This window comes from Priestia sp. D3YE.R1, from assembly GCF_049199565.1.
GTDB lineage: Bacteria > Bacillota > Bacilli > Bacillales > Bacillaceae_H > Priestia > Priestia aryabhattai.
Map to the genome: position 1 here is coordinate 98,221 of NZ_JBLTHW010000006.1, position 20,945 is coordinate 119,165.

The window sequence follows — 20,945 nt, forward strand, 5'->3', positions numbered from 1 at the left end:
TATATTGAAACAGCTAGAAAAGGGTTTGTAGGTTGTGTAAAAGCTGTGGATATTTATGTTTATCCACAGCTTTTACACAATAAACTCGGCTGCTTTGAAGATTGAAAAATGAAGGAGAGAATAAAGAAAAAATGATAGAATAGATAAGATGTATATATCGATTTAGAAGAGATTGCGCGACAGAATGACAATTTACGCGCAGTACTTTAGAATGCTGATAGCATCTAGATAAATAAAATTAGTATGTGAGTAATAAGAGGTAAGAAGCAGCATATTCACGCTGTTAAATAAATATACAAAGATAATAGGAGAGTTGAATATGTTACAAGATAATCTCATCCTAGAGCACTATGGATTAAACGAATTAAATTTTGATACGATCAAAAGCTACCGGGATCGATTTGCTGAAGTAAAACCAGCCCATCCTTGGAATGCACTTGAAACAAAAGAGTTTTTATACAAAGTAGGAGCATGGGGAAAGGTTAGAGATACCCATAAAGAAGGAGTTACGCTCGCAGGCCTGCTTTTATTCAGTGAAGAACGGATTATCACAGAAGTTTTACCACAATACTTTTTAGAATACCGGGAAAGTAAAGGGGATGAAGAATGGACAGAGCGTTTTACCTCTCAAGACGGGACGTGGTCAGGAAATATTTTTGATTTTTATTTCCATATTCATGAAATTGTTCGCAATAACGAACCGCAGCCGTTAATCGCTTCCTCTTTAACAGAAGCTTTAATCAATATGCTTATTCATGCGGATTATAATGGCGAGGGCGGCGTTATTTTAGAAAAGCAACCTTCTCATTACGTTTTTTCTAATCCAGGTCTTTTGTTAGTACCTACAGATTCAGTTTTTAGCAATACCGTTAGTCAGCTTCGAAACCCAAATATCGTTAAGCTATTCAGTTTACTAGGGCTATGTGAACGTTCGGGCTCTGGTTTGAAAAAAGTAAAGCAAAATTGGAGCCTGCATCATTATAAAACGCCGGCTATTGATCAAGATGTTTCTATGCATCGTACAGTGGTCATGTTATCTCTGTCCACTCAAGAAAGACAGGTAAGTTCTTCTGAAAAAGACACTTATAATACGTCTATAGATGATTCGGGAAATAATTTTAAAGATGTCGAAAAATATCAAAATACACCTGAAAACGATGTCGAAAAAGACTCCTATAATAAAAACGAGTACTCCTATAATAAAGAATTAATAGAGGAGTTAAAGTCATACAATAACGATGTTAACTCCTTGAATAAGGAAGATAACTACTATAATAACGAGAGTGACTTATACAATAACGATGTTAACTCCTATAATAATAATCATAACTCCTATAATAATGAACAAGGAGAGAATTCTTCTAATTTGGTAAATGTAGAGAATATTGATACGAAGCTATGGGATATTGCAGCGCTGGCTCGTGAAAAAAAACGGCTTTCGCCGAATCAGATGGAACATATTATTCTTGAGTTATGTAAAGAAAAACCGCTCATGCTTAAAGAGTTTGCTTATTTACTAGAAAGAACGCCGGATGGAGTACGTAATAATTATTTAACAAAGCTATTACGAAAAGGACAATTACAGTTGAAATATCCAAATCAGCCAAACCATCCAAAACAGGCATATTTATTTAATAAGAAAGATATAGAGAAATAAATCAAGCAACCGATAGAACGTATAGAGATTAAGCTGCAAAAAATTGATAAGGAGGAGTTTGCTAAAAGCTACAGATTTAAGGGGGAAATTCACCATAAAGTTGCCAAGCTGCCAGACTCTCTTTATATGAGTTCTGGCTCGTATAAAGGAGGAAAAAGAGTGTGAAAAGCAAGTGCGTTCTTATTTTTCTGGTGGTTGTATGGCTGTTTAATATGGGGAAAGGAATAGGGTGTGAATCAAAGGTGAATGCAGAGATGAATATACCGCTGTCGACGTGGGTGTGGGATACAAAGAAATGGATGCTGAACCAAGAAGCTATCCTCGAAAAGCTTCAAGAAAAGAAGGTAACAAACGTTTATTTACAAATTGATACTGATCTTTTACCTTCTGTATATAGGCATTTTATCCAACAAGCACAAGCCAAGGGCATAAGTGTTTACGCACTTGACGGCGCTCCTTATTGGATAGGGCCTTCTGGTATAGAAGAGCAGGAAGCATTTTTTAATTGGATAACAGCTTACCAAGCAGAAGCAGACGATCAACAGCAATTTTCAGGGATTCATTTGGATGTAGAGCCTTATTTGTATAAAAGTTGGGAAAATAATCGAGCTAAAAGTATTCTGCATTACCAATATGTTATTTCTCAAGCCGCTGTACAGTCTCATGAGTTACACTTGCCGCTTGCTGTAGATATACCGTTTTGGTTTGACGGAGTTTCCTTCAAAAATAGCAACGGTTCTGGTTCGCTGGGGCAATGGGTTATTCAATACGCTGATGAAGTCACAATTATGGCGTATCGAAACCATGTGGATAAAGAAAACGGTATTGCTGAAATAACAGAAAATGAACGCAGGTGGGGACGTGTACTATCTACTCCGATTGAAATAGGGGTAGAAACGATGGCCTCAGATGAAGGGGAATACATTTCTTTTTCTGCTAAAGGAGAAGAAAAGATGATGCAAGAGCTGAGCATTTTGCTTACGGAGTGTCAAGCTGAAAATTCTCCAAGCAGTATAGCTGTTCATCATTTTGATAGCTGGCTACAGATGAAGCCATGACAACGAAAAGACCGCTGCATCGCTGCAGCGGCCTTTTTGGGTTTAGGGAGTATAGATACAATATAGCCATTTTATTAAAGGACTATACATAAAAAAAGTAACCATTTAAAAAATGGCTACTCACACAAAGGGGGGGAACTTAATCTTATCATTCCCACTTTTTCCAAAAGATATGCCTCTTTTAACCTGTTTTTTTAAAATAATTTAGTCGTCCAAGATTCGCAGTTCCACACGTCTGTGACAACATCTTGATAAAATTCAGGTTCGTGACAAATAATTAAGATACTTCCTTTGTATTCTTTTAAAGCTCGCTTCAATTCATCTTTTGCATCTACATCTAAGTGATTTGTAGGCTCATCAAGTACAAGAATGTTGGTTTCATTGTTAATCAGCTTACATAGACGAACTTTTGCTTTTTCTCCACCGCTTAGAACTTCTACTTTACTTTCAATATGTTTGGTTGTTAAGCCGCATTTAGCTAAAGCTGCACGAATTTCATATTGGGTAAAGTGAGGAAACTCATTCCATGCTTCTTCAATACACGTATTATAATTAGCCGATTTGACTTCTTGTTCGAAATAGCCGATATGCTGGTAATCGCCTTTTTCTACAGAGCCTGAAATCGGTTTGATTTCTCCTAAAATACTTTTTAAAAGAGTTGTTTTCCCGATTCCATTTGCTCCTACAAGGGCAATCTTTTGACCTCGCTCCATTTTTAAATTCAGTGGCTTAGAAAGCGGCTCTTCATATCCAATCACTAAATCAGATGTTTCAAAAATTAATTTGCTTGAAGTACGAGCACTCTTAAAGTTAAACTCTGGTTTTGGACGCTCTTGAGCTAGTTCAATTACTTCCATTTTATCGAGCTTTTTTTGACGAGACATGGCCATATTTCGTGTCGACACGCGTGCTTTGTTTCTCGCTACGAAATCTTTTAAATCTGCCATTTCTTGCTGTTGTTTTTTATAAGCTGCTTCAAGCTGCTGCTTTTTCATCTCATATACTTTCATAAAATCGTCGTAGTCTCCTACATAGCGATTTAACTCTTGGTTTTCCATATGATAAATTAAATTGATCACGCTATTTAAAAATGGAAGATCATGAGAAATTAAAATAAAGGCATTTTCATATTCTTGCAAGTAGCGTCGTAGCCACTCAATATGCTGTTCATCCAAGTAGTTTGTAGGCTCATCAAGTAAGAGAATTTCTGGTTTTTCAAGCAATAATTTGGCCAGCAATACTTTTGTACGCTGTCCGCCACTTAAATCCTGTACATCACGGTCTAAGCCGATATCTTCTAATCCTAATCCGCGTGCAATTTCTTCGACTTTTGCATCGATAATGTAAAAGTCATTATTTGTTAAGAGGTCTTGAAGCGTACCGACTTCTTCTAATAGTTTTTCAAGTTCTTCTGGTGATACATCCGCCATTTTCTCATAGAGGCCATTCATTTGAGCTTCTAAATCAAATAAATATTGAAAAGCACTTTTTAGTACATCACGAATAGAAAGCCCGCGCTCTAATGCCGTGTGCTGATCTAAATAGCCAACGCGCACTTTTTTGGACCATTCTACTTTTCCAGCATCCGGTTCTAGCTTGCCTGTAATGATGTTCATAAATGTTGATTTACCTTCGCCGTTTGCTCCAATTAAGCCGACGTGTTCACCTTTTAACAATCGAAATGATACATCGTTAAAAATCGCACGGTCACCAAAACCATGGCTTAGATTTTTTACGTTTAATACACTCATGCTGACACACCTTTTCTTTTAAAATATCTATCGTACGTTTCGTTATAAACAAATTGATTCATAACGATTATAGCGAACTTATATACATAAATCCATATGAGTTTTCCAGCCTTGAACGTCATATAAAATTCACTCGCGTCTTCCTTTCTCTTCATTCATACTATATATATATCAATGTAAAAATCCTTCATGACGAAGGGACGGTCATATCGAATTATTCAAATAGAGTATATAGAAGAATAAAAAGGCAGGGGGAAAAGAAATGAACATTCATACCATACTAGTGGCAGGAAGAATGCATAAAGAGTTGCAGGAGATAATCAAACAAAAGCAGCTGTCTCAGACGTTTCGATTTATGGAAGAGAAAGACGTTACAATGGAAGATTTAAACTGGGCTGACGCGCTTTTATCCTTCGGTCCAACGGATTACTTTGAAGACCATAGCTTCAAATGGATTCATTCTCTCGGCGCAGGAGTCGATCGGTTCTTAGAAAGTGGGAATTGGAAAAAGAGTGTGATGTTAACACGTACGGTTTGTTCATTTGGTCAGCGAATCAGTGAATATTGTCTTAGCTATATGCTAGCTGAACTTCAGCACCACGCACAGTTTCAGCATCAGCAAAAACAAAAGCAGTGGAAAGCGGTAGAGCCTCAGCAGCTTTCTGCTCAAACGGTCATCATTTACGGAACAGGTGAAATCGGCGGACGTCTTGCAGCCGTTTTAAAATCTTTTGGTGTACGAGTGATAGGAGTATCTAAAAGTGGAAATGAAAAGCCGTCATTTGATCAAGTGGTCTCGATTTCAAATGAGAGAGACTTGCTAAAAGAAGCTGATTGGATTATTAGTACAATGCCGCTAACGAATGAAACAAAAAGCTACTTTAATCAAAAATGGATGAATGTAGTTGAAAATGCATATTTTATAAATGTTGGACGAGGTGCAACTGTAGATGAAAATGCGTTAGTAGGGGCTATTGAGCAAAAGCGTATTCGAAAAGCGTACATAGACGTGTTTGAGCATGAGCCGTTAACGAAAGAATCTTTTTGGTGGAATCATTCACATATCATCATAACACCTCATATTTCAGCGGTGACTACGCCTGAAGAAGCCGTAGAGTGCTTTGTTGAAACGCTGCAAAAAGTTGAGCAAGGCGAATTGCCTTCTAACTTGGTTAATATTGAAAGAGGTTATTAAAGCATTATGATGCGCGTTTCCGCTATGAGAATGGTATACTGAAACTTGCTTTTCTTGGACGAAAAGAATGAAATCTGTTCTTCTAGGGGGGAACAAACGTTGAAGCAAGAAGAATTATTTGAACAAGCACGTGTATTTATAGAGACGTGTTACGCTGAACTTGAAAAAAGCGAAGCGGACAAAAACAAGCGATTAAAAGAAATTCATCAGCAAATTATGTCACTCGGACATTATGATCATACATTTGAAGAGTTAGAGCACGGAGCTCGCATGGCTTGGAGAAACAGCAATAAATGTATCGGACGACTATTTTGGCAATCGCTCAATGTATTTGATAAGCGAGAGGCAAGCACAGTTGAAGAGGTAAGAGACGCCTTGTTTCACCATATTGAATATGCAACAAATGATGGGAAAATCCGGCCTACTATTACGGTGTTTAAACCGAAAATGAAAGCAAAAGAGCCGGTTAGAATATGGAATCATCAGCTAATCCGCTATGCGGGGTACGAGACGGAATATGGTGTGATAGGAGATCCTGATTCTGTTGCGTTCACGGTGGTTTGCCAAAAGCTGGGGTGGGAAGGTGAGAAAACTCACTTCGATGTTCTTCCTTTGGTTCTGCAAGTTAATGAAGCATCACCTCGATGTTTTGAGATTCCAAAACATTTAGTGAAAGAAGTAGCTATTACGCATCCAGAACTTCCTGAATTTGAAGACTTACAGTTAAAATGGTACGCTGTCCCGATGATTTCAGATATGAAGCTAGAAATTGGAGGGATTGATTACGTTGCAGCACCATTTAATGGATGGTACATGGGGACTGAGATTGGTGCCCGAAATTTAGCGGATACGTATCGCTATAATCAACTTCCAAAAATAGCTTCTATGATGGGATTGAACATGGATTACAACGCTATGCTTTGGAAGGACAAAGCCCTTGTCGAATTAAACGTTGCGGTGCTTTCTTCTTTCAAACGAGAAGGTGTTAGCATTGTAGATCATCATACGGCTGCTCAGCAATTTCACTTGTTTGAAGAAAGAGAGCAAAAAAATGGCCGGGAAGTGACTGGGAACTGGACGTGGTTAATCCCACCGGTTTCGCCAGCAACCACGCATATTTTTCATAAGCCTTATAAAAATAAAGTATTATCACCAAATTATTTTTATCAAGACGCTGCTTATTAAATGAACAAAAAAGAGAGTACAAATTTGTACTCTCTTATTACAAGTTAATTAATTTTTGTGTTTATCAAGCAAGTTAGCAAGTACATATGTTTTGTACTTTTCCACTTTGCGGCCTTCATGGTTGCGAACTCCTCGTTTTTTAAGTTCCTCAACATACCAGCCTTTGCTTCCTACGTGCATACTCAAACACCCTTTCGTCATTTTTTTAGGATGAACAGAATGAGGTTCATTGTCTGCTCGAATGGAGACATCTTGTCTTTCCAATACGTGCCTCATTGTAACATCTTTTATTTTATGATGAAAGGGAAAAAGGTCGAAAAAACGAGAATGATTTCAGAGAAATTTTAGTTTGATCATTCCTCGTTTTTTTGAGATAGAAGGAGGAGGTTTAATTCGTCTTTATTTTGGATTAGATCTTCTAATGTATACTGATCTAAAACCTTAATGAAGGCTTGCGTGGCTTCATGCAAAACGCTTTTTAACTTACAGACGGGGCTAATAATGCAGAAGTTTCCTTCACGGTCAAAACATTCAACAATATGAAAATCTTCTTCTGTTTGACGTACCACTTTTCCAATATTAATGTCTTTTGGAAGCTGAGCTAAACGAATACCGCCGTTTCGTCCTCGGATCGTTTCAATTAAGCCAAGTTTCCCAAGCTCGTGAATGATTTTCATAAGATGGTTTTTTGAAATATTATATGCTTCAGCAATTTCTTTTATATTGCTTAGTTTATTATTATCGCGAACGCCTAAATATAATAAAACTCGCAGTGAGTAATCTGTATATTGTGTGAGCCTCATCTTTTTACCTCTTCTCTTATCAGCAGCTGATATATCTATAATAGCATGTCTATATCTAAGAAATACAGAAAGAATGCTCTCGTTTTTGCAGGAGTGAATTTGTGAACATTTTTTTAAATATGTATATAAAATATATCTTTTTAAGTCGGATATGAGTATTATAAAGATGTATTAAAAATATATCTTTTAAAAATGAATCTTTCGGAGGCGAAAGTTATGAAACAAACAACTATTTCTATTGTAAAAAGTACAGTTCCTGTTTTAGAAAAGCATGGTCAAGCAATCACAACTCGTTTTTATGAAATGCTTTTTGAACAGTATCCTTCTTTAAAAAATGTATTTAACCAAACAAATCAAAAAACAGGACGTCAGCAAATGGCGTTAGCTAATACAGTTTATGCTGCTGCGCAGTACATCGATCGGCTTGAAACGCTGCTTCCAGTTGTGAAGCAAATTGCCCATAAACATCGCAGTATCGGCGTAAAAGCAGAGCACTATCCGATTGTAGGAGAGTTCTTATTAAAGGCAATTAAAGATGTTTTAAAAGAAGCTGCGACCGATGAGATTATGGAAGCGTGGAAAGAAGCTTACGGTGCCATTGCAGACGTATTCATAAGTGTGGAGCAAGAGTTATATGAAGAAGCCGAAGAAAAAGGATGGAAAGATTATAAAAAATTAATGGTTCATAAAAAAATAAAAGAAGCAGAAGACGTGTACTCGTTTTATTTAGTATCACCTGATCAAAAAGCGCTGCCAGCTTTTCTACCAGGTCAGTATGTGAGTGTACGAATTCCTGGTCAAGAGTATTTATCCATTCGCCAGTACAGCTTATCTGGCTATCCAAACCAGCCATACTATAAAATTACCGTAAAACGAGAAAAACAAATGGAAGACGGGGTCGTGTCAACTTATTTACATGATCAATTGAAAGAAGGAGACTTGCTTGAAGTCAGCGTTCCAGCAGGAGACTTTGTCTTAAAAGAAAATAATAAATCAGTATTTATCAGCGGAGGTGTAGGGATTACTCCAATGATGTCAATGCTTCATCAAGCATTGGAAAACAATCAAGAAGTAACATTTATTCACAGTGCTAAAAATGAGCAGTTTCATGCAATGAAACGAGAGCTTCAATCGTTGTCAGAGAAATATACGTTTGAACAACACGTTTTCTATAGTCAAGCGCAAACAGATCAGCATGATGAAAACATAACGTATGGTCGCTTAACTAAAAAAGAGCTAGCTAAATATGCCGGCGATAAACATGCATATTATTATGTTTGTGGATCTTCTTCATTTACGCAAATGGTGTTAGAAGGCTTAGCAGAAATGGGTATTTCCCAAGAAAATATCATGTATGAATCGTTTGGCCCGAAAATGAGTATGACTCCTTCCGCATAAATGTATGGAAAAAGGGTAAAAAGCTAACAGTAGACAATACTGTTAGCTTTTTTTATGAAAGGGAGTTTAAAGATGACAAATAAGCAGTATGACATGGTGGGAATAGGAATAGGACCTTTTAACTTAGGCTTAGCGGCCCTTGCTGAGCCTCTTGATGAAATTGATGCCGTCTTCTTTGATAAAGAAGAGAAATTTGAATGGCATCCAGGCATGTTAATTGACGGCACGGACTTGCAGATTCCGTTTCTAGCAGACTTAGTTACATTTGCGGATCCAACAAGCCCCTATTCGTTTCTAAATTATATTCACAAGCAAAAACGCTTGTATCCGTTCTTTTTCTTTAATCGTTTTGACATTCCGCGTCAAGAATACAACGAGTACGCAAAATGGGTAGCGGAGCAGCTATCTTCCTGCCACTTTTCTTCAAAAGTTGTGGACGTGATACCGAAAAATGAAGAAGAGTATTATGAAGTAAAGGTAGAAACACCTGAGGGAATTCAAACAGTAAATGCTAAACACGTTGTAATGGGAACAGGAAGCATTCCACTTGTGCCTCCGGCTTTTGAAGAAAAGCTGAATGAGCATATTTTACACAGCAGCGGCTATTTACATAAAAAAGAAGAGGTTCAAAAAGGAAAGCATGTAACGATCGTTGGGTCAGGACAAAGTGCTGCCGAGATTTTTCTTGATTTACTAGAAGAACAGACTGAACATGATTACCACCTTACATGGTTTACAAGATCCTCTAATTTTTTTCAGCTTGATCAATCCAAGCTTGCTCAAGAGTTATTTTCGCCAGACTATGTAGATTACTTTCATTCGCTAGCTTTTGAGGAACGTACAAGCACAGTAGAAGATTTAAATCCTTTACGTCACGGAATTGAATCTTCTACCTTAACGAAAATCTATGATTTACTCTATCATCGTTCACTTAAAGGAAGAGTACCCGTTACGATTCAAGCTTCGACTGAAGTAAGTGACATTCATAAAAAAGGAAATGGATATGAGCTGGAGTGCAAACAATTAAAGGCTGAACGCTCTTTTCAATACGAAGCGGATCGTTTGATATTATCCACGGGCTATAAGCCAAAGATTTCGCCGTTCATTGAACGAATAAAAGATGATATCGAATGGGAAGATGACAAGCGTTTCAAAGTCACAAAAGATTACCGGCTTGTCTTTAAACACCCCCGTAACCACCACTTTTTTACTTTAACTAATATCGAACATTCACATGGATCTGGCGCAACAAATCTTGGTTTATCCGTTCAGCGCAATCAGCGTATTCTGAACGTAATTGCAGGTAGAGATGTGTACCCAGTTCCAGAAGAGACGACGTTTCAGACATTTAATTTGTTTTGAATTTCTGCTTTGTAAAAACCTCCAATGTGCTTTTTGATTATTGTAGAAAAGTTTTTTGCTCATAAACCATGTTTAAAAGAACAGTGCACGGGTATTTTATTTATAGAACATTAGTACACAAATCAATTAAGGAGTTGCTTAGAATGAGTAAGAAAATTGCAGTATTAGTAACAGATTTATTTGAAGATGTGGAATATACAGATCCAGCCAAAGCCTTTGAAGAAGAAGGACATACGCTAACAAAAATCGATGTTAAAACAGGTGAAGTAACAGGTAAACAAGGTGAAACAACATTAACAATTGATAAAGCAATTGCAGATGTAAAACCAGAAGATTTTGACGCATTGTTTTTACCTGGAGGCTTCTCACCAGATATCTTGCGTGCGGACGATCAAGTCGTAGCTTTCACAAAATCATTTATGGATGAAGGCAAACCGGTTATGGCTATTTGTCACGGGCCACAGCTGCTAATCAATGCTGAAACATTAAAAGGACGTGACGTAACTGGTTTCAAATCAATTGCTATTGATTTGAAAAATGCGGGGGCAAACTTTCATGATAAAGAAGTGGTGGTATGCGGTAATCAACTAGTTACAAGCCGTACACCAGACGATATGGAAGCATTCGTACGTGAATCAGTAAACGTCTTAAAATAAAATAATATTAGTAAAACTTTCTGTAAAAGGCGATAACAGGGTGATTTACCACTCTGTTATCGCCTTTTTTGTATGTAACGATTTTGACGAGGAATTTACAGTTATATTACTGCATTGGGTGAAGCAGTTTCTAAAAGAATATGAAAACCTTTTACTATCAATAGATGGAAGCCATGTAATACAATCGAAACATTTTTTACATAAATGAAAGTATAATTTTGGTAGCTTAAAAGACGTTGCGAGTTTCATAGTTTTCGTGCAACAATGAGGGTGCATCACGAGATTGGCTTGCTACAAGCTTAGATGCGTTGCGGTTTTACAAAAAACTTTATTATCACATAGGAGGATTTCAAACATGAAGAAAAGGTTTCGTATTGCCACTGTCGCAGGTGCCGTATCATTAGGATTACTAACAGCAGGACAAGCAAATGCAGCAGCTCCTGATTGCAACACTCCAAAACAAATTACCATTAAAGATGCTCAAGCAGCACAAAATATAAATGTAGATGAGCTATTAAAGAAATTTAACGCTCAAGGGCAATCTGCTCAAGCAGCAGCTCCACAACAAGAAACACAAGCACCAGATCAAGCTGAAGCAGCTCCACAGGAACAAGCACAAGCACCAGAACAAAGTGAAGAAGCAAAAGCTCCTGAGCAAACACAGCAAAACACAAAAGCTCAACAATCAGAAAATACTGATAAAGCAGAACAAACAAAAGATGCTAGTCAATTCGAACAAAAGGTCGTAGATTTAGTGAACCAAGAGCGTGAAAAACAAGGTTTAAAACCTCTAACACTTAATAAAAAATTAAGTGACGTTGCACGTACTAAATCAAAAGATATGATGGACAAAGGGTACTTTGACCACAATTCACCAACATATGGTTCACCATTTGATATGATGAAACAATTCGGCATTGAATATACAACTGCAGGTGAAAACATTGCAAAAGGTCAGCAATCTCCTGAAGATGTAATGAATGCTTGGATGAATAGTGACGGTCACCGCAAAAACATTCTAAACCCTGATTTCACTGAAATTGGTGTTGGATACGTAAAAGGTGATACTACGTACTGGACTCAACAATTTATCGGTAAGTAATACAAAAAGAGCAGGATATACCTGCTCTTTTTTGCGTTTTTAGCTGTCCAATTTGGGTATAGTAAAGTAAGAACACGTAAAGGAGTGCCTTAAATTGGGACGTATATTAAAAAAAATTTTAGTCGCTGTTTTTCCTATCCTTTTAAAAGAAGGATATCGTCATTATAAAAATCGTAAAACTCGAACTACGCCGTCTAAAGGGTATAAATAAAAAGGACTCGAAAGAGTCCTTTTTGTTTTATGCTTGAACGGGGATATGCTTGAATTCTTTTACGTTAAATAATCCTTTGTCGGTTAATTTTAGACATGGGATAACAGGTAAGCTTAAGAAAGATAATGTCAGCAGCGGGTTGAATTTCTGTGAAATATCAAGCTCATGAAGAGCTCCGTGAAGCTGCTTAAGTAAGCTGTTTACTTCATTGTAAGGGTGAGGTGACATTAATCCTCCGATGGAAAGAGGGAGGGAGCCAATCACTTCATTGCCTTTTACAATAACAATACCTCCGCCGATTTCTTCAATTGCCGCAATTGCTTTTGCTAAATCCTCATCATTTGTTCCTACGGCTACGATATTATGTGAATCGTGAGCAATCGTAGTAGCGATCGCTCCGTCTTTTAACTGAAAGCCTTTTACGATCCCAAGACCAATATTCCCTGTTAAATGATGGCGCTCAACAACAGCCATTTTCAGCTGATCGTTTTCTACAGAAGACTGAAATTCGTTTTGCTTCACTTGAACTTCTTCTACAATATGATTTGTAAGCAGACTGTTTGGATTAATTTCAATAATATTAGCCCGATTGTGCTGAAGTGGTATCGTAAGTTTGTTAATAGAGAACTCTTTCAAATGAACAGAATTCATTAGTTCTGTCGGAAGATCAATTTGTTCTTCTTGAACAAACAGCATCTCTCCATTTTCAGCAATGAGCTCTCCGTTTTGATAAACATGTGCTGCAGATATATCGGTTAAGTCGTCCAGCAGAATAAAATCGGCTTTGTAACCAGGAGCAACCGCACCTCTATCTTTTAACCCGTAGCATTCAGCAGCATTTAATGAAGCCATTTGAATCGCAATTAACGGATCAAGCCCGAGTTCAATAGCAAAACGAACATTGTAATCAATAGAACCTTCCGTTAATAAATCATCTAGATGTTTGTCATCGGTACAGAATAAAAATCTGCGCGCGTTACGTTCATTTACAGCAGGTAACAATTGTCTCAAATCTTTAGCAACAGAACCTTGGCGGATTAGAACATACATCCCGCGCTGAATGCGTTCAATTGCTTCTTCTGCTGTTACGCATTCATGGTCTGTTGAAATGTTAGCGGTACGATAAATATTAACGCCCGTGGCATCTAGCCCTGAGCCGTGCCCATCAATTACGCCGTTTGCATCGTTAGCTGCTTGTAATTTATCAAGCATATCGTCATCTCCATCTCGAACAGCAGGGAAATCCATCACTTCTGCTAATCCAAGCACGCGAGGGTGAGAGAAAAATGGTGCCAAGTCAGCTGCTTTTAAGACGGCTCCAGAGCTTTCAAAAGGAGTTGCTGGCACGCTTGAAGGTAAGTTCACAAATACGTCTAAAGGAATCGAATCCGAGTTTTGAAGCATAAACTCAATGCCAGATTTCCCTGAAACATTCGCAATTTCATGAGGATCCGTTACGACAGTTGTGACGCCTCTAGGTACAAGAAGTTTTGAGAACTCTTTAGGTGTAACCATTGATGATTCAATGTGAACGTGTCCATCAATGAACGTAGGAGAAATATATTTTCCTTTTGCATCAACGACGTTATTCCCTTCGTATTGACCTATTCCAACAATCACTCCATCAGCAATCGCAATATCGGCTTCAATGATGGAAAGCGTAAAGACATCGATAATTTTCCCGTTTTTCACTACAAGATCTGCAGGTATTTTTTTATTGGCAACAGCAAGCTGTTTTTTTAATGTTGTTTTTGTATTTGACATGAATGTGACTCCTCTCATTGTATAACTGAATAACAATGAAGGACTATGTAAGGGAGAACATAAAGAAGAATAAAAATGCAGTATGAATGATGTTCAACCCTCGTAGTCCAACTATTTACGGTAGTTCGGTAGAAACTCTTGGACCCTATTTCCAAGACTATACGAGCTTTAGGTATTTCGATACATTCTATAGACAAATAATAAAAACGTCAATTCCTAATAAAAAAGAAAGATTTTTGGGAATATTTCATCTATGTGTATGTAAACGATTTAACTCTTATTTGCTCGCTAAAAGGTGCAGCATTCATGTATAGAAAAAAATGTAGAAAAAACCGTCAATGGCTATTAGTCATTGACGGAGTTGTCATTAAGCTTGTTTACGCAGTGTACCTAATTCTTCCGCGATCGCTTGCATTTCACTTGGGCTAAAAGAATCTTTTCTCATTACCATATCGTATAAGTACTTTAAGTCTTCATACATTTCTTCGTCAAAAGCTTCAGCTTTAATTGCTCCGATATTTAGCATGCGCAATTTTTCACTAATGCTATCGACCATATGTTTAATATTCTCTGGAGATTTTACTGATAAATCCACTTTGTTCATCCTTCCAGTTGCGTTTTTTTTATTGTAACATGTTTTTATCGTGTGAACACTTTTATGTCAGGTTCTTATCCACAGAAGAGTGGAAACGATATAAATAAAAGAAAACTATTTTTTAGTTTAAAAATGATTGTATATAATGTTTGTAATAAGGGAAAGGAGTCGAGACTATGATTAACGTATTATTCGTTTGTTTGGGAAATATTTGTCGTTCACCCATGGCAGAAGCGGTCTTTAAAGATATGGTGAAGAAAAAAGGGCTAGAAGGACAAATTCACGTAGATTCTGCAGGCACAGGAGGCTGGCACAAAGGAAATCCGCCTCATGAAGGGACACAATCTATTTTAACGAAAAACAACATTGATTTTAAAGGGCAAACAGCAAGACAAGTGATTCAAGAGGATGTAGCTAAATTCCATTATATTATTGGAATGGATGTCGAAAATGTAGGAAATCTGAGAAGGATGGCTGGACATACTAAAACAGGTTATATTGCAAGACTTTTGGATTTTGTGCCCTATTTACATATTGAAGATGTGCCTGATCCTTATTTCACGGGAAATTTTGACGAAGTATATGACTTAGTTCAAGAAGGATGTAAGGCTCTTTTAGACGAAATTATAGAGAAGCATTTTTCGGAATAAGTGATACTCAAAAAATAAAAAACGGAGGAGAAACAACAAATGGGTAAACGAAATAAGCTAGTAGAAGGTATTGTCATTGGAGCAATTATAGGAGGAGCTGTTTCTTTATTTGATAAAGAAACAAGAAGTTCCGTCATTCAAGGAAGTAAAAAACTGAAAGACAAAACAAAAACTCTTATTCAGCACCCTGAACTTGTAACGGATACTGTGAAAGAGAAATATGAAACGATCCGTACGACCATTGAGCAAGTTTCTGAAGATGTATCATTTGTAGCAGGAAAAGTAGAAAAGTTAAAAGAAACAACGCCTCAGGTGATGGAAATTGTAAACGATACAAAAGAAGCATTTGTGGAGAAGTATGGTGATGAACAAAAATAAATAAGGAGGCACATATGGCTGGAATATACATAAATAACATCGTAAGGTTTGGCAAAGAACTGATGGGCCGCATTCATCGAGATGAGCTGCCCAGCTTATCAGCTGAATTGGCTTATTATTTGCTGCTCTCGCTATTTCCTTTTTTAATTTTTTTAATTACGCTGATTGGATTTTTGCCATTGGAATCAACAGATCTGCTTGACTTGGTCGAAAATGTAGCGCCCCAGCAAACGCTCCACATGATTGAAAGCAACGTTTCTCATATCATTGGTTCTCATAATGAAAAACTATTGTCCTTTGGTATCATTGCCACGATGTGGTCTGCTTCAAATGGAATCAATGCGATTGTAAGAGCATTTAACCGAGCGTATCACGTACAAGAAAATCGGCCTTTTTTAGTGGCAAGAGGTATGGCAGTTCTCCTTACTTTTGCGATGATATTTGTTATTATTGTAGCGCTTTTACTTCCGGTTTTCGGCCATATGATTGGTCTTTATTTATCGTCTACGTTTGGGTTCTCAGAAACTTTTCTCGCTTTATGGTCTGCTTCCCGCTGGATTATCAGCGGTCTCATTTTGTTTACTGTTTTTACGGGGTTATATTACTTTGCTCCTAATAAAAAGCTGCTGATTCGAAATGTGGTAAAAGGAGCGGCTTTTGCTACGGTCGGATGGACAGTGGTATCGATGCTGTTTGCGTATTATGTAAATCATTTCAATAACTATACAGCTACATATGGAAGCTTGGGCGGAATTATTATCTTGCTTATTTGGCTGTACCTATCGGGGATGATTATTGTTATTGGAGGAGAAATTAACGCTATTTTCTACGACCGTCGAGTTAAATCTTCATAGTCACAAATTGGCATGAAATCATTCGCAAGATATGAGCATACTAACAAAGTGAAAGGGAGGTTTTACATCATGACAAAGCATACAAAAAAAGACGGAAGCAATACAAAGCAAAATAAAAAGAGCCAACCAAAGCATAAAACAAGCAACAGCCAAAATGGACAAAACGGTTACCATTAAGGCATGGGTTTTCATAATAAAGAGGCTGGGACAAAGGTAGTTGAGTCCAAGTAAAAAACGAACCATTCATCGACCTGTTTGATGAGTGGTTCGTTTTTTTTTTGTGATGGTGCATATCGTTTTATTTGTTTCGTTCCTTCTAGCAGTTGATTGGAGGGTAAGGCGAAGACTCCTGCGGGAAAAGCGGAACAGGTGAGACCCCGCAGGAGCGAAAGCGACGAGGAGGCTCAGCGGCCGCCCGCGGAAAGCGAAGCCTTGCACGGAAATCAATTGCGGTGTCATAAGCAGTCCAGCTCATGTATCTCATTTGTTCGTCTTTCGATTGGATTTATTTTGTTATGTCTCAACCTCTTTTTTGCGTTAAGATTTTAACAAACGCAGGCCGTTTAAGATAACTAAAATGGTGCTGCCTTCGTGACCAATAACACCAAATGGCATATCAAGCACTTGGAAAAAATTCGAACAAATCAATAAAAAGATGACGGCAATAGAAAAAATAACGTTTTGCTTCACAATTGAGTTCATTCGTCTAGAAAGAGCTACTGCATCCGAAATTTTTGATAAATCATTTTTCATTAAAACGATATCTGCCGTTTCAAGTGCCACATCCGTTCCTTCTCCCATGGCTACTCCAACGTTAGCAGTAGCGAGAGCAGGTGCATCGTTAATGCCATCTCCCACCATTGAAACAGTAGGGAATTTTTCTTTTAACGCTTTAATTTTATCTACTTTCGCTTCGGGCAAACATTCTGCAATGTATTCATCGACGGCACATTCTTTTGAAATGGCCTCGGCTGTTTTTTCGCTGTCTCCTGTAATCATGACGGTATGAATACCCTGCTCTTTAAGAGATTTAACAGCGTCTACAGCTTCTGTTCGTACAACGTCTTTTAGCGCAAGCAATCCCACAATACCATGCTGGTCTTTTGCATACACAATCGTTTTTCCTTCACTGGCAAGCGTAGATGAAATCCCATTTTCAAATTCAGCTGCATCTTCTTTACCTACAAAATCTGCTTTTCCTATCTTCCACGTATCTCCTTGAAGAGACCCAATGACACCGTATCCGGGAACGTCTTCAAGTGAATCTGGCTGAACAAGCGTCAATTCCTTCTTGTTTTTCACAAAATCAACAATGGACTGAGCAAGCGGGTGATTGGACTGACGCTCAATGGATGCTATTTTAATAAGAAATTCCTGTTCGTTTATATCAGAACGTACAATAACATTTGTCACTTCTGGCTTTCCTTTTGTTAACGTTCCTGTTTTGTCAAAAGCAATTGCGCTTAAATGGCTTAACCTTTCTAAATGCACACCGCCTTTGAACAAAATTCCTTTTTTTGCTCCGTTTGAAATAGCAGACAGCGAAGCAGGGGTGATAGATGCAACTAGGGCGCAAGGAGACGCTACAACTAAGAGAATCATTGCTCGGTAAAATGTCTCGGTCCAGCTCCATCCAAGCACATAGTGTGGGAGGAAAAGCATAACTGCCACAACCGATAGAACAATTTTTACGTATGTGCCTTCAAATCGTTCGATAAATAATTGAGAAGGAGACTTTTCACTTTGAGCCGTTTGAACAAGTTGAATGATCTTTTGAAACAGCGTCTCAGCACTTGGCTTTGTCATTTTAATGGTAATGGCGCCTTTCACATTCACCGTGCCCGCAAATACTTCATCATCGAGCTGTTTTAGTACAGGAACAGATTCACCCGTAATAGCAGCCTGATCAATCGTTGTTTGACCTGAGACAACAATACCATCGGATGGCACTCGTTCACCCGGCTTAACTAGCAGCAAGTCACCGATTTGTAAATCCGAAATCGATACAATTTCTTCTTGATCTCCAATCAGGCGCGTTGCTTCTTGCGGCTGTAAATTCATCAAGGCGCTAATTTCTCGGTTGCTTTTATTCATGGTGTACGTTTCTAATGCACCGCTTAATGCAAAAATGAAAATAAGCATAGCACCTTCTGTCCAGTAGCCAATTACAGCTGCTCCAATGGCGGCAATAATCATTAACATTTCGACGTTTAATTCTTTATTTTCGATCGTTTCTTCAATTCCTTCTTTTGCCTTAGCAAATCCGCCTATCACATAAGCTAATACAAAGAGCGTAATAGATACAGCTGTATCCTGCTGTTTTGAAAGCAGCCAGCCGGCTAAAATAAGCACTCCGCTCAACAGTGCAGCAATGAGTTCACCATGTGTTTTTAATACGTTGACAGCAGAAGACGTTTGCGGCGTTTGTTCTTGTTTTTTAGGTAACGCATTTTCCATACAAATCCTCCTTGAACGATAATTGAGAAGAATAATCACAATCATTACCCCTAAAAAAGCACGAAAGCTGCCATCTCAGCGATAGCAGCACACTTTTTCCATTTATTATCTTTTGAATTGGGATATTTAGTATAGTATAGCACGGAACAAGCAAGGAGGTAACAACTAATGCTTAAAAAATAAAAACAGAATGCAGCTGGACGTCTGCATTCTGTAAAAAACATACTACATATCTAAATGCTCTTCATAATATTTATAAGCGGAAGTGTAAATGTGCTCGATATCGGCATCCGTCATGTACATTAAGGTTTCACGGTCAATCCCCTTCATTGTTTCAATAAATGTAATCATGTTTTTACGTTCTTGTCTGCTCATTCATTATTCTCCTCTCCATCTGTTTTAATACAGTTTATTATATTTAATTGTATTATATAACAGAAAAAGTATTTTGTGTGGATTTTTTTTAAAAATAGGCAAAAAAATTTTGAAAGACGTAAATAATTGACTATATAGAAAAATGTGTTTTATAATTTATATATGAACATATGCTCATATACTTGCATATAATGAACGGAGAGATGGTATGAAAAAAGATGAACATTCGTTTTTATCGCCTCAAACAGTAGAAGAAGCATCAAGAATACTAAAAGCTATTTCAGATCCTACGAGAATGAAAATTCTTTATTTGCTATTTCAAGAAGAGTGTTCAGTCGGTCATATGGTTGAAGTGCTTGGTGTTTCACAATCAGCTATTTCACATCAGTTAACTCACTTGCGTCATTTACGTTTAGTAAAATATCGTCGTGAAGGGAATACGTATTTCTATACGTACGATGATGAACACGTGGTTGGAATTTTACATCAAGTGATTCAGCACGTAGAATGCGCACATAACGAATAGGAGGAGGGGCTTTGCATGAGTCATGATCATCACCACCATCATCATGGTCACCATCATCATGGTCACCATCACCATTTTGATACACAGCGTGAAGGCAACAAAAAAGGTCTGTTAATTGCACTAATTATCACCGCGGGTATTATGGTTCTTGAGTTTGTTGGAGGGCTTTTTACAAATAGCTTAGCGTTATTATCCGATAGCGGACACATGCTGTCTGATACAAGCTCACTTGCTCTTAGCCTAGTAGCGATATGGTTTGCTAACCGAGCTGCATCGGCTAAAAAAACGTACGGTTATTATCGTTTTGAAATATTAGCGGCTCTTTTTAACGGAGTGGCACTGTTTGTAATAGCAGGGTTTATCATTTATGAAGCCTATCAGCGCGTACTAGAGCCGCAGTCTGTAGCAAGCGGCAGCATGATGCTGATTGCTGCTGTTGGTTTACTCGCTAATTTAATCAGCGCCTGGTCACTTATGAGACAAGGCGATGTAAAAGGAAATGTAAATTTACGCAGTGCTTACTTACACGTATTGGGAGATGCTCTAGGATCTATTGGTGCTATTGTAGCGGGACTTCTTATGATGCTGTTTGGATGGTATATTGCTGACCCGATTATTTCTGTAGTTGTGTCTGTATTAATTTTAAAAAGCGCTTGGGGCGTGCTTGCTCATAGTGTTCATATTTTGATGGAAGGTTCTCCTGAAGGAGTGGATCATAGTGAAATCAAAAACCTTCTTGAAAACATTGAAGGAGTCAAAGATGTGCATGATTTACACATTTGGACGATTACTTCAGGACTGGACTCATTGAGCTGTCATATGCGCGTAGAAGATGAAAAAGATTGTCAGCAAATTTTGCAAAAAGCCATTGATTTAGTACACGATCACTGCGGCATTGAGCATACGACGATACAAGTTGAAAAGTCAGCTCTTCAGCATCGAACGCTAAAAGTTTAAAAAACAAGCGA

Annotated in this window: 20 protein-coding genes, 1 pseudogene and 1 riboswitch; of the genes and pseudogenes, 14 read left to right on the forward strand and 7 right to left on the reverse strand. The window is 37.8% G+C overall.

Features of this window, described 5'->3' with window-relative positions; genetic code table 11:
- The first annotated feature begins 319 nt into the window (after positions 1-319).
- Both ACOZIR_RS24765 and ACOZIR_RS24770 read left to right on the forward strand, forming a co-directional pair.
- A complete protein-coding gene (locus ACOZIR_RS24765; RefSeq protein WP_421536008.1) occupies positions 320-1,657 on the forward strand; it encodes an ATP-binding protein in 1,338 nt (445 codons plus the stop codon).
- Between the two features lie 161 nt (positions 1,658-1,818).
- A complete protein-coding gene (locus tag ACOZIR_RS24770; protein WP_421536009.1) occupies positions 1,819-2,715 on the forward strand; it encodes an amidase in 897 nt (298 codons plus the stop codon).
- Between the two features lie 194 nt (positions 2,716-2,909).
- Here the strand turns inward: ACOZIR_RS24770 and ACOZIR_RS24775 are convergent, their stop codons facing one another.
- Positions 2,910-4,466 (reverse strand): ABC-F family ATP-binding cassette domain-containing protein, encoded by a 1,557-nt coding sequence (locus ACOZIR_RS24775; RefSeq protein WP_045291989.1) that lies wholly within the window; start codon positions 4,464-4,466, stop codon positions 2,910-2,912.
- A 262-nt stretch (positions 4,467-4,728) separates the two neighbouring features.
- On the opposite strand from ACOZIR_RS24775, the gene ACOZIR_RS24780 reads away from it, so the two are divergent.
- Both ACOZIR_RS24780 and ACOZIR_RS24785 read left to right on the forward strand, forming a co-directional pair.
- Positions 4,729-5,661 (forward strand): D-2-hydroxyacid dehydrogenase, encoded by a 933-nt coding sequence (locus tag ACOZIR_RS24780; protein ID WP_421536010.1) that lies wholly within the window; start codon positions 4,729-4,731, stop codon positions 5,659-5,661.
- Positions 5,662-5,760: 99 nt separating this feature from the next.
- A complete protein-coding gene (locus ACOZIR_RS24785) occupies positions 5,761-6,846 on the forward strand; it encodes a nitric oxide synthase oxygenase (RefSeq protein ID WP_045291987.1) in 1,086 nt (361 codons plus the stop codon).
- Between the two features lie 48 nt (positions 6,847-6,894).
- Here the strand turns inward: ACOZIR_RS24785 and ACOZIR_RS24790 are convergent, their stop codons facing one another.
- Together ACOZIR_RS24790 and ACOZIR_RS24795 are read right to left on the reverse strand one after the other, a co-directional pair.
- Positions 6,895-7,026, reverse strand: a complete 132-nt coding sequence (locus tag ACOZIR_RS24790; protein WP_016762840.1) for a YflJ family protein — start codon at positions 7,024-7,026, stop codon at positions 6,895-6,897.
- Between the two features lie 173 nt (positions 7,027-7,199).
- Positions 7,200-7,649, reverse strand: coding sequence for an Rrf2 family transcriptional regulator (locus ACOZIR_RS24795; RefSeq protein ID WP_045291986.1), 450 nt, complete (start codon positions 7,647-7,649; stop codon positions 7,200-7,202).
- A gap of 216 nt (positions 7,650-7,865) precedes the next feature.
- Between ACOZIR_RS24795 and hmpA the strand changes: the two genes are divergently transcribed.
- From hmpA to ACOZIR_RS24815, 4 genes are all read left to right on the forward strand, one after another.
- Positions 7,866-9,047, forward strand: a complete 1,182-nt coding sequence (gene hmpA / locus ACOZIR_RS24800; RefSeq protein ID WP_045291985.1) for an NO-inducible flavohemoprotein — start codon at positions 7,866-7,868, stop codon at positions 9,045-9,047.
- Positions 9,048-9,119: 72 nt separating this feature from the next.
- On the forward strand, positions 9,120-10,409 hold the full coding sequence (locus ACOZIR_RS24805; protein ID WP_045291984.1) for a lysine N(6)-hydroxylase/L-ornithine N(5)-oxygenase family protein: 1,290 nt from the start codon (positions 9,120-9,122) through the stop codon (positions 10,407-10,409).
- Between the two features lie 143 nt (positions 10,410-10,552).
- Positions 10,553-11,065 carry a type 1 glutamine amidotransferase domain-containing protein gene (locus tag ACOZIR_RS24810; protein ID WP_013081517.1) on the forward strand — a complete coding sequence of 171 codons (513 nt, stop codon included), beginning with the start codon at positions 10,553-10,555 and terminating at the stop codon, positions 11,063-11,065.
- A gap of 355 nt (positions 11,066-11,420) precedes the next feature.
- Positions 11,421-12,167 (forward strand): CAP domain-containing protein, encoded by a 747-nt coding sequence (locus ACOZIR_RS24815; RefSeq protein WP_045291983.1) that lies wholly within the window; start codon positions 11,421-11,423, stop codon positions 12,165-12,167.
- A 238-nt stretch (positions 12,168-12,405) separates the two neighbouring features.
- On the opposite strand, the gene ade is transcribed toward ACOZIR_RS24815, so the two are convergent.
- Together ade and ACOZIR_RS24825 are read right to left on the reverse strand one after the other, a co-directional pair.
- A complete protein-coding gene (ade, locus tag ACOZIR_RS24820; protein ID WP_328120302.1) occupies positions 12,406-14,142 on the reverse strand; it encodes an adenine deaminase in 1,737 nt (578 codons plus the stop codon).
- Between the two features lie 83 nt (positions 14,143-14,225).
- Positions 14,226-14,327: riboswitch (purine riboswitch) on the reverse strand.
- Between the two features lie 182 nt (positions 14,328-14,509).
- A complete protein-coding gene (locus tag ACOZIR_RS24825; protein ID WP_013055127.1) occupies positions 14,510-14,737 on the reverse strand; it encodes a DUF1128 domain-containing protein in 228 nt (75 codons plus the stop codon).
- 176 nt (positions 14,738-14,913) lie between these two features.
- Between ACOZIR_RS24825 and ACOZIR_RS24830 the strand changes: the two genes are divergently transcribed.
- The 4 genes and pseudogenes from ACOZIR_RS24830 to ACOZIR_RS24845 form a co-directional block, all read left to right on the forward strand.
- Positions 14,914-15,387 carry a low molecular weight protein-tyrosine-phosphatase gene (locus tag ACOZIR_RS24830; RefSeq protein ID WP_045291982.1) on the forward strand — a complete coding sequence of 158 codons (474 nt, stop codon included), beginning with the start codon at positions 14,914-14,916 and terminating at the stop codon, positions 15,385-15,387.
- A gap of 39 nt (positions 15,388-15,426) precedes the next feature.
- Positions 15,427-15,765, forward strand: a complete 339-nt coding sequence (locus ACOZIR_RS24835; RefSeq protein ID WP_045291981.1) for a hypothetical protein — start codon at positions 15,427-15,429, stop codon at positions 15,763-15,765.
- Positions 15,766-15,779: 14 nt separating this feature from the next.
- A complete protein-coding gene (locus ACOZIR_RS24840) occupies positions 15,780-16,619 on the forward strand; it encodes a YihY/virulence factor BrkB family protein (RefSeq protein ID WP_045291980.1) in 840 nt (279 codons plus the stop codon).
- A gap of 338 nt (positions 16,620-16,957) precedes the next feature.
- Positions 16,958-17,191 (forward strand): annotated as a pseudogene (locus ACOZIR_RS24845) (hypothetical protein); the annotation flags it as partial.
- On the opposite strand, the gene ACOZIR_RS24850 reads toward ACOZIR_RS24845, so the two are convergent.
- Both ACOZIR_RS24850 and ACOZIR_RS24855 read right to left on the reverse strand, forming a co-directional pair.
- On the reverse strand, positions 17,157-19,076 hold the full coding sequence (locus ACOZIR_RS24850; RefSeq protein WP_415383735.1) for a heavy metal translocating P-type ATPase: 1,920 nt from the start codon (positions 19,074-19,076) through the stop codon (positions 17,157-17,159). The pseudogene ACOZIR_RS24845 and the gene ACOZIR_RS24850 sit on opposite strands and share 35 nt — an antisense overlap.
- Before the next feature lie 225 nt (positions 19,077-19,301).
- A complete protein-coding gene (locus tag ACOZIR_RS24855) occupies positions 19,302-19,451 on the reverse strand; it encodes a BH0509 family protein (protein ID WP_013055132.1) in 150 nt (49 codons plus the stop codon).
- A 208-nt stretch (positions 19,452-19,659) separates the two neighbouring features.
- On the opposite strand from ACOZIR_RS24855, the gene ACOZIR_RS24860 reads away from it, so the two are divergent.
- Positions 19,660-19,977: an ArsR/SmtB family transcription factor gene (locus ACOZIR_RS24860; protein WP_013081523.1), complete on the forward strand. Its 318-nt coding sequence runs from the start codon at positions 19,660-19,662 to the stop codon at positions 19,975-19,977.
- Between the two features lie 15 nt (positions 19,978-19,992).
- On the forward strand, positions 19,993-20,934 hold the full coding sequence (locus ACOZIR_RS24865) for a cation diffusion facilitator family transporter (RefSeq protein ID WP_415383736.1): 942 nt from the start codon (positions 19,993-19,995) through the stop codon (positions 20,932-20,934).
- Positions 20,935-20,945: the final 11 nt, after the last annotated feature.

Bases quoted from the DNA above. Each gene is read 5' to 3' on its own strand.
- ACOZIR_RS24765 (WP_421536008.1), top strand. From the start codon at position 320: ATGTTACAAGATAATCTCATCCTAGAGCACTATGGATTAAACGAATTA.
- ACOZIR_RS24775 (WP_045291989.1), bottom strand. From the start codon at position 4,466: ATGAGTGTATTAAACGTAAAAAATCTAAGCCATGGTTTTGGTGACCGT.
- ACOZIR_RS24780 (WP_421536010.1), top strand. From the start codon at position 4,729: ATGAACATTCATACCATACTAGTGGCAGGAAGAATGCATAAAGAGTTG.
- ACOZIR_RS24790 (WP_016762840.1), bottom strand. From the start codon at position 7,026: ATGCACGTAGGAAGCAAAGGCTGGTATGTTGAGGAACTTAAAAAACGA.
- ACOZIR_RS24795 (WP_045291986.1), bottom strand. From the start codon at position 7,649: ATGAGGCTCACACAATATACAGATTACTCACTGCGAGTTTTATTATAT.
- hmpA (WP_045291985.1), top strand. From the start codon at position 7,866: ATGAAACAAACAACTATTTCTATTGTAAAAAGTACAGTTCCTGTTTTA.
- ACOZIR_RS24805 (WP_045291984.1), top strand. From the start codon at position 9,120: ATGACAAATAAGCAGTATGACATGGTGGGAATAGGAATAGGACCTTTT.
- ACOZIR_RS24810 (WP_013081517.1), top strand. From the start codon at position 10,553: ATGAGTAAGAAAATTGCAGTATTAGTAACAGATTTATTTGAAGATGTG.
- ACOZIR_RS24815 (WP_045291983.1), top strand. From the start codon at position 11,421: ATGAAGAAAAGGTTTCGTATTGCCACTGTCGCAGGTGCCGTATCATTA.
- ade (WP_328120302.1), bottom strand. From the start codon at position 14,142: ATGTCAAATACAAAAACAACATTAAAAAAACAGCTTGCTGTTGCCAAT.
- ACOZIR_RS24830 (WP_045291982.1), top strand. From the start codon at position 14,914: ATGATTAACGTATTATTCGTTTGTTTGGGAAATATTTGTCGTTCACCC.
- ACOZIR_RS24835 (WP_045291981.1), top strand. From the start codon at position 15,427: ATGGGTAAACGAAATAAGCTAGTAGAAGGTATTGTCATTGGAGCAATT.
- ACOZIR_RS24840 (WP_045291980.1), top strand. From the start codon at position 15,780: ATGGCTGGAATATACATAAATAACATCGTAAGGTTTGGCAAAGAACTG.
- ACOZIR_RS24850 (WP_415383735.1), bottom strand. From the start codon at position 19,076: ATGGAAAATGCGTTACCTAAAAAACAAGAACAAACGCCGCAAACGTCT.
- ACOZIR_RS24855 (WP_013055132.1), bottom strand. From the start codon at position 19,451: ATGAGCAGACAAGAACGTAAAAACATGATTACATTTATTGAAACAATG.
- ACOZIR_RS24860 (WP_013081523.1), top strand. From the start codon at position 19,660: ATGAAAAAAGATGAACATTCGTTTTTATCGCCTCAAACAGTAGAAGAA.
- ACOZIR_RS24865 (WP_415383736.1), top strand. From the start codon at position 19,993: ATGAGTCATGATCATCACCACCATCATCATGGTCACCATCATCATGGT.